The organism is Streptomyces sp. LS1784 (genome assembly GCF_020103755.1).
Lineage (GTDB): Bacteria > Actinomycetota > Actinomycetes > Streptomycetales > Streptomycetaceae > Kitasatospora.
In genome coordinates this window covers 1-9,304 of sequence record NZ_JAHSQD010000329.1, presented here as the reverse complement: position 1 = coordinate 9,304, position 9,304 = coordinate 1, and the positions used below count along the sequence as shown (strand labels likewise).

General features: G+C 72.3%; 12 protein-coding genes. 4 read left to right on the top strand and 8 right to left on the bottom strand.

Annotation, left to right across the window (positions count from 1 at the left end):
• Positions 1 to 332 (top strand): type II toxin-antitoxin system PemK/MazF family toxin (locus KS423_RS29450; protein WP_224282818.1); only part of this gene is annotated, 332 nt, incomplete at its 5' end.
• 18 nt (positions 333 to 350) lie between these two features.
• Here KS423_RS29450 and KS423_RS29445 read toward each other — a convergent pair.
• The 7 genes from KS423_RS29445 to clpS form a co-directional block, all read right to left on the bottom strand.
• Positions 351 to 1,319: a PLP-dependent cysteine synthase family protein gene (locus tag KS423_RS29445; RefSeq protein ID WP_224282817.1), complete on the bottom strand. Its 969-nt coding sequence runs from the start codon at positions 1,317 to 1,319 to the stop codon at positions 351 to 353.
• Between the two features lie 75 nt (positions 1,320 to 1,394).
• Positions 1,395 to 1,673, bottom strand: a complete 279-nt coding sequence (locus KS423_RS29440) for a MoaD/ThiS family protein (protein WP_224282816.1) — start codon at positions 1,671 to 1,673, stop codon at positions 1,395 to 1,397.
• A 119-nt stretch (positions 1,674 to 1,792) separates the two neighbouring features.
• Positions 1,793 to 1,912, bottom strand: coding sequence for a putative leader peptide (locus tag KS423_RS48605; protein ID WP_374120048.1), 120 nt, complete (start codon positions 1,910 to 1,912; stop codon positions 1,793 to 1,795).
• Between the two features lie 139 nt (positions 1,913 to 2,051).
• A complete protein-coding gene (locus KS423_RS29435; RefSeq protein WP_224282815.1) occupies positions 2,052 to 2,483 on the bottom strand; it encodes a Mov34/MPN/PAD-1 family protein in 432 nt (143 codons plus the stop codon).
• A gap of 77 nt (positions 2,484 to 2,560) precedes the next feature.
• Positions 2,561 to 4,015 (bottom strand): amino acid permease, encoded by a 1,455-nt coding sequence (locus tag KS423_RS29430; RefSeq protein ID WP_224282814.1) that lies wholly within the window; start codon positions 4,013 to 4,015, stop codon positions 2,561 to 2,563.
• A gap of 199 nt (positions 4,016 to 4,214) precedes the next feature.
• Complete coding sequence (locus tag KS423_RS29425; protein ID WP_224282813.1) at positions 4,215 to 4,787, bottom strand: DUF2017 domain-containing protein; 573 nt, start codon at positions 4,785 to 4,787, stop codon at positions 4,215 to 4,217.
• A gap of 100 nt (positions 4,788 to 4,887) precedes the next feature.
• Positions 4,888 to 5,181 (bottom strand): ATP-dependent Clp protease adapter ClpS, encoded by a 294-nt coding sequence (clpS, locus tag KS423_RS29420; RefSeq protein ID WP_224282812.1) that lies wholly within the window; start codon positions 5,179 to 5,181, stop codon positions 4,888 to 4,890.
• A 140-nt stretch (positions 5,182 to 5,321) separates the two neighbouring features.
• Between clpS and KS423_RS29415 the strand changes: the two genes are divergently transcribed.
• Positions 5,322 to 6,656: a nicotinate phosphoribosyltransferase gene (locus KS423_RS29415; RefSeq protein ID WP_224282811.1), complete on the top strand. Its 1,335-nt coding sequence runs from the start codon at positions 5,322 to 5,324 to the stop codon at positions 6,654 to 6,656.
• 207 nt (positions 6,657 to 6,863) lie between these two features.
• On the top strand, positions 6,864 to 7,454 hold the full coding sequence (locus KS423_RS29410) for an isochorismatase family protein (RefSeq protein ID WP_224282810.1): 591 nt from the start codon (positions 6,864 to 6,866) through the stop codon (positions 7,452 to 7,454).
• A gap of 180 nt (positions 7,455 to 7,634) precedes the next feature.
• Here the strand turns inward: KS423_RS29410 and KS423_RS29405 are convergent, their stop codons facing one another.
• The gene (locus KS423_RS29405; RefSeq protein ID WP_224282809.1) at positions 7,635 to 8,639 is read right to left on the bottom strand and encodes a hypothetical protein; all 1,005 of its coding nucleotides are present in this window, start codon (positions 8,637 to 8,639) and stop codon (positions 7,635 to 7,637) included.
• 256 nt (positions 8,640 to 8,895) lie between these two features.
• On the opposite strand from KS423_RS29405, the gene KS423_RS29400 reads away from it, so the two are divergent.
• Positions 8,896 to 9,304, top strand: a 409-nt coding sequence (locus KS423_RS29400; RefSeq protein WP_224282808.1) for a hypothetical protein, incomplete at its 3' end; no start/stop codon positions are given.

The following is a 9,304-nucleotide window of genomic DNA, read 5'->3' as shown; positions in this document are numbered from 1 at the left end:
GGCCGCGGACGGGGGCCGGCCCGGAACCGCAGGAGATCTGGTGGGCGCAGGTGCCGTTCGAGGACGGGCCCGGGTCCAAGGACCGCCCGTGCCTGGTGCTACGGGTGCACGGCCGGACCGCCACCGTCGCGAAGATCACCAGCAAGCACCACGCCGAACGCCCGGGCGTGCTGCCGCTGCCGCCCGGTTCGGTGGGCGACCGGCAGGACCGGACCAGTTGGCTGGAGACCGACGAGCTGCGGGAGGTGCCGCTGTCGGCCTTCCGCCGCCGGGCCGGCACGGTGGACCGGCAGGTCTGGGCCCGCACCCGGAAGGTGCTGGAAGGCCGTTAGGGATCTGGCAGGTGCGCCCTACGCCCAGAGCTGGCCCTGCAGCGCCTCGACCGCGGCCTCGGTGGACTCGGCGGTGTAGATGCCGGTGGACAGGTACTTCCACCCTCCGTCGGCGACCACGAAGACGATGTCCGCGCGCTCCCCCGCGGCCGCCGCCTTGCGACCGACGCCGATCGCCGCGTGCAGGATGGCGCCGGTCGAGACGCCCGCGAAGATGCCCTCCTGCTGGAGGAGTTCACGGGTGCGGCGGACGGCGTCCGCGGAGCCGACCGAGAAGCGGGTGGTGAGCACCTCGGCGTCGTACAGCTCGGGGACGAAGCCCTCGTCCAGGTTGCGCAGCCCGTACACCAGGTCGTCGTAGCGCGGCTCGGCGGCGACGATCTTCACGCCGGGGACCTTCTCGCGCAGGTAGCGGCCGACGCCCATCAGGGTGCCGGTGGTGCCGAGGCCGGCCACGAAGTGGGTGACGGTCGGCAGGTCGGCGAGGATCTCGGGGCCGGTGCCGGTGTAGTGGGCGCCCGCGTTGTCGGGGTTGCCGTACTGGTAGAGCATGACCCAGTCGGGGTGCTCGGTGGCGATCTCCTTGGCGATCCGGACGGCGGTGTTGGAGCCGCCGGCGGCCGGGGAGGAGATGATCTCGGCGCCCCACATGCGGAGCAGTTCGCGCCGCTCCTCGCTGGTGTTCTCGGGCATCACGCAGACCATCCGGTAGCCCTTGAGCTTGGCGGCCATGGCCAGCGAGATGCCGGTGTTGCCGCTGGTGGGCTCCAGGACGGTGCAGCCGGGGGTGAGCCGGCCGTCGGCCTCGGCGCGCTCGATCATGTGCAGGGCCGGGCGGTCCTTGATCGAGCCGGTGGGGTTGCGGTCCTCCAGCTTGGCCCACAGGCTGACCAGGCCCTCGGCGTTGCCGGGGAGGGCGGCGGACAGCCTCGGCAGGCGGACCAGCGGGGTGTTGCCGACGGCTTCGAGCGGGCTGTCGTAACGCAAGGGAGGCCTCCGGCCAAGGCGGTGGGGGTGGAGGAGCGGCTCCCCCACCGTGGGCGGCGGGGGGAGCCCGGGACTTCAGCGGGCGCCGCCGGCCACGGCGGGCAGGATGGTGACGCTGTCGCCGTCGGCGACGGCGGTGGAGATGCCCTCCAGGAAGCGGACGTCCTCGTCGTTCAGGTAGACGTTGACGAAGCGGCGCAGCTCGCCGCCCTCGACCAGTCGGGCGGCGATGCCCGGGTGGCGGGCGTCGAGGTCGGTGAAGAGTTCCCCGAGGTTGCTGCCGTTGCCTTCGACGGCCTTGGCACCGTCGGTGTAGGTGCGGAGGATGGTCGGGATGCGGACCTCGATGGCCATGAGTGCGCTCCTGTGCGAGTCGTGGAGTGGGTGGGCCGCAGCGGACGCGGCAGGGCGGGCGCCCGGGGGCTCGGCGGCGCCGGAGGGCGACGGGCCCCGGGTGAGGTGCGAAGCGGCTCTCAGCGCGAGCGCGCGGACGTACCGGGACAGATCGCGCCGGCGTGCCGGCACAGGTCGATGTGCAGGCGCGCCACGAGGCGGGTGCCCGGGGCCTGAGTGCTCACATCGACGGAACGCATGGGTTCATCGTATAGATTCCCGGGCCCGCTCGGACATGCCCGTCTCGGGATCCGGATGTTCGCGTCCCCAGGGCTGAGACGACGGCGGCCCGCCACCCCTTCGCCAGGAGTCGGCGGGCCGGGTCCGCGGGCGCACCGGTCAGGCCGGGTAGGCCTCGACCACCTGCACGTCTTCCTCCGTGATCTCGCCGTCCACGATGCGGAACGAACGGAACTGGTACGGGTCCTCCTCGCCGTTGCCCTCGGCGGTGGAGACCAGGACGTAGTGGGCGAACGGCTCGGAGGCGTAGCGCACGTCGGTGCGCGAGGGGTAGGCCTCGGTGGCGGTGTGCGAGTGGTAGACGATCACCGGCTCCTCGTCCCGGTCGTCCATCTCGCGGTAGAGCTTGAGCAGGTCGCCCGAGTCGAACTCGTAGAAGGTGGGCGAGCGGGCGGCGTTGAGCATCGGGATGAACCGCTCGGGCCGTCCGCTGCCGGCCGGTCCGGCGACCACGCCGCAGGCCTCGTCCGGGTGGTCGGCGCGGGCGTGGGCCACGATCCGGTCGCGGAGTTCTCGGGTGATGGTCAGCATGCGGTCAGGATAGCCACGCCCCGGCGGGCCCAGAACGGGTGTCCGGGCGCCGGGGCGTCCGAGGCGCGGTCAGGCGGTCAGTGGGCGTCCACGTTCCCGTCGCGGGCGGGCGCCCGGTCCGGGGCGGCGCCGCGGACGGCCTGCGGGTCGCGGCGCTTGAGCACCCGGTAGCCGATCACCAACAGCAGGGCCCAGCCCGGGAAGACGAACAGCGAGACCCGGTTGTCCCGGTCCAGGCCGATCAGCACCACGACCAGGGCGAGGAAGGCGAGCGCGGCCCCGCTGACCCAGGCGCCGCCGGGCGCCTTGAAGGTGGGCGGCGGCAGGTGGCCGGCCCGCCAGGCCCGGCGGTAGCGGATCTGGGAGATCAGGATCATCGCCCAGGTCCACAGGCCGCAGACCGTGGCGACCGAGGTGATGTACTCGAACGCCCGTGCCGGGACGACGTAGTTGAGCAACACGCCGACGCCCATCAGCAGGCAGGAGGCGGTGATCGCGAAGGCCGGGGTGCGGCGGGCGTTGAGCCTGGTGAGCCGCCGCGGGGCCTGGCCGCTCAGCGCGAGGTCGCGCAGCATGCGGCCGGTGGAGTACATCCCGGAGTTGCAGGAGGAGAGCGCCGCGGTGAGCACCACGAAGTTGATGATGCCGGCCGCCGCCGGGATGCCGATCTTGCCGAAGGCGGCGACGAACGGGCTGACGCCGGGCTGGAATTCGGTCCACGGCACGAGCGAGAGGATGACCACCAGGGCGCCGATGTAGAACAGCGCGATCCGCCAGGGCAGGGTGTTGATGGCGCGCGGCAGGGTCTTCTCGGGGTTCTCGCTCTCGCCCGCGGTGACGCCGACCAACTCGACGCCCAGGTAGGCGAACATGACGATCTGGAGGGTCATCACGGTGGAGCCGATGCCCTGGGGGAAGAAGCCGCCGTCCTGCCAGAGGTGGCCGATCGACGCGGTGTCACCGGCCTTGCTGAAGCCGAGGGTCAGCACCCCGACGCCGATCAGGATCATGCCGATGATGGCGGTGACCTTGACCATGGAGAACCAGAACTCGATCTCGCCGAACAGCTTCACCGAGATCAGGTTGGCCGCGTAGAGCAGGACCAGGAAGGTCAGCGCACTGATCCACTGCGGTATGTCGGGCGCCCAGAACCGCACGTAGACAGCGGCGGCGGTGGTCTCCGCCATGCCGGTGACGACCCAGAACAGCCAGTACGTCCAGCCGGTCACGTACCCGGCGAAGGGGCCGAGGAACTCGCGGGCGTACTCGGCGAAGCTGCCGGAGACCGGGCGGTAGGTGAGCAGTTCGCCGAGCGCCCGCATGATCACGAAGATCACCAGGCCGGCGACGGCGTAGGAGAGGATCAGGCTCGGGCCGGAGCGGGAGATCGCGGTGCCCGCGCCGAGGAACAGGCCGGTGCCGATCGCGCCGCCGATCGCGATCATCTGGATCTGGCGGCTGCCGAGCCCGCGCTCGTAGCCCTCCGCATCCGGTGTGCTGTCGACGATGTCGTCGTACGACTTCTCGGCCATGGTGCACCGTCCTGGTCGGTCTCGGGGGTGGAGAAGTCGTACCACGCGAAGTTCGTATAACGGTGTCCATCTGAGCGTTATTTGAGCATGACCTGGTATGTTTTGCCCGATTTTCATAAGAAATGCCCCGGCCGATCGTCCATATTCTGGACGAAATGGCCGGGGCTTGCCCGGAATCGGGCAGGATCTCCCGCCGGGCTCAGTCCGCCATCGCCTCCAGCAGCGACTCCTGCAGGGCGCCCAGCCACAGGTAGGCCATCACCAACGGCTTGCGCTCGTCACCGTCCGGCAACTCGTAGAGGCCGTCCTCGTCGTCCTCGGAGACCTCCAGCCGGACGCCGACGGCCAGCCGCAGGTCGTTCAGCGCGCCCAGCCAGCGAAGGCACTCGGGTGCGGCCAGCTTGAGCACCCCGCCGTCGCCGAGGCCGTCCAGCGCCCGGACGACGAACAGCGCGTCGTCCCGCTTGCGGGCCCGCAGGTCCAGCTCGGTGAAGCGACGGAACTCCCCGGACGCGATCCTGGCCTCCTCGCCCTCCGGCTTCTCCGGGTCGCGGTAGGCGTCCGGGAAGAGCCGGGCCAGCACCGGGTCGGCGGGCGCCTCGGTCGGGCCCTCGGCGAACAAGGCGGCCAGCGGGTCGCCGCCCTCCCCGCCCGGGCCGGGGCCGATCAGCTCCAGCAACTGCACTTCCAGCGAGCGCAGGATGGAGGCCTCCCACTCGTCCAGCGCGATCGCCGCGCCGCCACCGCCGGTGCTCTCGAACAACCCAGCCATCTGTATCGGTCAGCCCGTCTTCGTCGTCTTCGGTCGTACGGCCGGCGCTCCGGCACCGGTCCGGTCGGTGCCGGTCGCCCCTGCGCCGGTCGGGTCGGCGTCAGTCGTGCTGCAGCGTCGCCCAGAGGCCGTAGCCGTGCATCGCCTGGACGTCGCGCTCCATCTCCTCGCGGGACCCGCTGGAGACCACCGCCCGACCCTTGGTGTGGACGTCCATCATCAGCTTCCGGGCCTTGTCCTTCGGGTAGCCGAAGTAGGCCTGGAAGACGTACTGGACATAGCTCATCAGGTTGACCGGGTCGTTGTGCACGATGGTCACCCAGGGCGTGTCCGGCTCGGTCGCCGGCAGCCCCTCGACCTCCGGGCGCTCGATCTCCACGGGCGCGACGCTCACGCCGGGTCCTCCTCGCTGCACAGTCGTCCGTAACCCCTCATGCCCCATGCTGCCATCCGGGGGACACCCGAGCGATTCCGGCCCACCGCACTCGACGAGAAATCGTCACTCTGACGCTAAGTGGTAGTAGCATCATCCGTATGGACGCCACTTCCGTGCGAGCGGCCGGCTCGACCGCCCTGCTCACCGATCGCTACGAGCTCACCATGCTGCAGGCCGCCCTGCGCAGCGGGGCCGCACACCGCCGCTCCGCCTTCGAGGTGTTCACCCGCCGCCTGCCGAACGGCCGCCGCTACGGCGTCATGGCCGGCACCGGCCGGGTGCTGGACGCCGTCGAGAACTTCCGCTTCACCACCCCGCAGCTGGACTGGCTGGCCGACCAGGACGTGGTCGACGAGGACACCCTGCGCTTCCTCGCCGACTACCGCTTCCGCGGCGACATCCACGGCTACCCCGAGGGGGAGGTCTACTTCCCCGGCTCGCCGCTGCTCACCATCGAGGGCAGCTTCGCCGAGGCGGTGATCCTGGAGACGGTGATCCTCTCGATCCTCAACCACGACTCGGCCATCGCGGCCGCCGCCTCCCGGATGACCGCCGCCGCCGGCGGCCGCCCGGTGATCGAGATGGGCGCCCGCCGGGCCCACGAGCAGTCCGCCGTCGCCGCCGCCCGGGCGGCCTACGTGGCCGGCTTCGTCGCCACCTCCGACCTGGAGGCCGGCTTCACCCACGGCATCCCGACCACCGGCACCGCCGCGCACGCCTTCACGCTGGTGCACGACAGCGAGCGGGACGCCTTCACGGCGCAGATAGCCTCCATGGGCAAGGGCACCACCCTGCTGGTCGACACCTTCGACCTGCGCGAGGCCGTGCACACCGCGGTCGAGGTGGCCGGCCCCGAACTCGGCGCCGTCCGGATCGACTCCGGCGACCTCACCCTGCTGGCCCACCGGGTCCGCCGCCAGCTGGACGAACTCGGCGCCGACCGGACCAGGATCATCGTCACCTCGGACCTGGACGAGTACGCGATCGCCGCCCTGGCCGCCGCCCCCGTGGACGGCTACGGCGTCGGCACCAGCCTCGTCACCGGCAGCGGACACCCGACCTGCGCGATGGTCTACAAGCTGGTCGCCCGGGCCGGGGCCGACGGCGGCCCGATGGTGCCGGTGGCCAAGCGCGCGGCCGGCGGCAAGACCAGCATCGGCGGCCGCAAGTGGGCGGCCCGCCGACCCGACACCGACGGCGTGGCCGAGGCCGAGGTGGTCGGCACCGGGCCCGTCCCGGACGAACTGCGGCCGCACCTGATGCAGGTGCCGCTGGTGCTGTCCGGCGAGACCGTCGGCCGGGAACCGCTGAGCGCCGCCCGCGACCGGCACGTGCGCGCCCGCGCCGCGCTGCCGCTGTCCGCCACCCAGCTGTCCAAGGGCGACCCGGTCCTGCCGACCGAACTGCTCCTGCCCGCCGGGCCGGCCCACTGAGCGGAGCCCGGGGCCGGGCCACCGGACCGGCTCCGGGGCTTCCGCCCCCGCCCGCCACTCCCTAGAGTCAGCCGTAGAGTTCCCCGAGTTCCCCCGGAGCTCCCCGAGGACCCCCCGCGCCCGGCACGGCCGGGCCGCGCACTCCCGAGGGCTCCCTCCACCGGGGCGCCGCCTCCCGCGGGCCCCCGAGATCCGAGGATGCAAGCCATGCACCGGGCACTGATCGTCGTCGACGTGCAGAACGACTTCTGCGAGGGCGGCAGCCTGGCCGTCGCCGGCGGCGCCGAGGTGGCCGCCGACATCACCGACCTGATCGCCGAGTCCTCCCCCGGCTACCAGCACATCCTCGCCACCCGCGACCACCACATCGACCCGGGCGACCACTTCTCCGCCGAGCCGGACTACGTCGACAGCTGGCCACCGCACTGCGTGGCCGGCACCGAGGGCGTGGGCTTCCACCCCAACTTCGCGCCCGCCGTCATCTCCGGCGCGGTCGAGGCGGTCTTCGACAAGGGCGCCCACTCGGCGGCGTACAGCGGCTTCGAGGGGCTGGACGAGAACAACCGCGGCCTGGTGGAGTGGCTGCACGAACGGCAGGTCGACGAGGTCGACGTGGTCGGCATCGCCACCGACCACTGCGTCCGGGCGACCGCGCTGGACGCCGCCCGGGCGGGCTTCACCACCCGGGTGCTGCTGGACCTCACCGCCGGGGTGCACCCGGAGACCACCGCCGCCGCGCTGGCGGAGCTGAGGGCGGCCGGGGTCGAGCTGGTCGGCACACCGGTGGTCCGTTCGTAGCGGATTCCGGGGCCGTGCTGCGGCTCCGCGGTCGCGGGACCGTGGGTGCGGTGCCGTCGGTGCGGTGCCGTGGGTGCGGTGCCGTGGGTGCGGTGCCGTCGGTGCGGCTCCGCGGTCGCCGGAGCGTGCTCACGGTGCCGTCGGGTGCGGCTCCACGGTCCGGTCGGGCTCCGGGCCGGCTCAGACCACCAGCAGCTCCACCACGTCCGTCCCGCCGACCCGGTACGCCTCACGCAGTTCGCCGCCGACCGCGTCCGGGTCGGCTGCCAGCCCGGCCCCGGAGACGTACACCACCCGGATGCCCAGGTACTCCATCCGGTGCTGGCCGCCGCGCACCCAGGCGGCCTCGCCCTCGCTCACGCAGCGCAGCTCCGAGTCCACCTCCACCGCGACGCCCCGCTCCGGCCAGTAGAGGTCCGGGACGGCGATGTACGTGCCGCCGCGCATCCGCAGCTCGGGGGCGTTCAGCGGGGCGGGCAGCAGCCACTCGTCCATCAGGCGACCGAGTTGATCCAGCACCAGGTCGCGCTCTGCGGCGAGCAGTTCGTCCAGTGCGGCTCGCACCCGGGGCTCGCCGGTCAGCCCGGAATCGGTGAGCTCGACCACCAACTCCCGTGCGGTGCAGAGGTTGTCGGGCAGGGCGACGGCCTCCCGCAGCACCTCGCGCACCGGCGCCGAGTGCCCCGGCTCCGCCGTCCACTCGGCCAACGCGTCGGCGACCGCCCGGGCCACCGGCGCACAGGCCAGCCCGTGCACCGAGCGGGCCACCAACTCCCGTTCGGTGCGCCGGATCCGCACCTCGCCGACGTCCTTCAGCCGGCGCTGCCGCGGCACCAGGACGTCCACCTCGGTCACCGCGGGCAGCCGGGGCACGACGGTGAAGCCGTACAGGGCCAGCGCGGCCGCGCCGGTGATCACCGCGCCCTCCCGGCGACCCTCCTCGCGGCCGTTCTGCGCGGCGTACAGCAGCGCGACCCACATCCGCTGCTCCGGGGTGGGCTCGGCGGACTGCAGCAGGTAGACCCGGGGCAGCATCCGCCGCCAGGGGCCGCCCCGGCGGCAGTGCTCGGTGATGATCCGGGCCGGCACGCCCCGGGCGCGCAGCTGGCTCGCGGTGACGACGTTCTGCTGACGCTTCGCCAGTTCCTCCAGGGACGGCGGCGGCGACGGAATCCGGTAGCTCATGCCGACACCATCCCCAACCGCCCGGACCGGCGACCGGGGGCCTGATGCACTGTTACTCAACCGTCGCGAAACCGGGATCAGCCCGCACTAAAGTCCTCATACCCTCACTCATTTGGAGTAATTGACGCTCATCAGGTTGTCATATGTGATCGAGAACGATCGCCGACCTGGTCGCCTGACCCAGAGTGACCAAGGGCATACGGCGAGGGACCCCCAAGGCGTCAATCGCACCCCGGGAATTGCCTAGGCTTACGTCATGTCACGTGACGAGACCGCCGGCCTCCGCGCGGCCCAGCTCCGCCTCGGCCGCCTGCCCGGATACGTCCGCCGCCCGGACCCCGCCCGTCGCAGCGGCGAGAAGGGCCATACGTACAAGAAGGGCTGGGAGGTCCGCTTCACCGCCCGCAGTGAGGCCGAGATAGCAGAGATCCGCGACCTCGTGGTCGCCGCCGGGTTCGCCCCGGCCAGACCCTTCTTCAAGGGGCACCAACTCATCCAGCCCGTCTACGGCATGGCGGCCGTGCAGGCCTACCTGGCCGCGAGACAGGCCGCCGAGGAACACGCCGCCCGGGCCACGCTCGGCCGCCGACGACGAGCGGCAGGACCGACCACCGGGGGGCGCGCCTCCGGGGCGCTCACGGGCGGCGGGCACGCCCCCGGGGCAC

Excerpts from the sequence above, each read along its gene's own strand:
- KS423_RS29440 (WP_224282816.1), bottom strand. The coding sequence starts at position 1,673 with ATGGCCATCGAGGTCCGCATCCCGACCATCCTCCGCACCTACACCGAC.
- KS423_RS48605 (WP_374120048.1), bottom strand. The coding sequence starts at position 1,912 with ATGCGTTCCGTCGATGTGAGCACTCAGGCCCCGGGCACCCGCCTCGTG.
- KS423_RS29435 (WP_224282815.1), bottom strand. The coding sequence starts at position 2,483 with ATGCTGACCATCACCCGAGAACTCCGCGACCGGATCGTGGCCCACGCC.
- KS423_RS29430 (WP_224282814.1), bottom strand. The coding sequence starts at position 4,015 with ATGGCCGAGAAGTCGTACGACGACATCGTCGACAGCACACCGGATGCG.
- KS423_RS29425 (WP_224282813.1), bottom strand. The coding sequence starts at position 4,787 with ATGGCTGGGTTGTTCGAGAGCACCGGCGGTGGCGGCGCGGCGATCGCG.
- KS423_RS29415 (WP_224282811.1), top strand. The coding sequence starts at position 5,322 with ATGGACGCCACTTCCGTGCGAGCGGCCGGCTCGACCGCCCTGCTCACC.
- KS423_RS29410 (WP_224282810.1), top strand. The coding sequence starts at position 6,864 with ATGCACCGGGCACTGATCGTCGTCGACGTGCAGAACGACTTCTGCGAG.
- KS423_RS29405 (WP_224282809.1), bottom strand. The coding sequence starts at position 8,639 with ATGAGCTACCGGATTCCGTCGCCGCCGCCGTCCCTGGAGGAACTGGCG.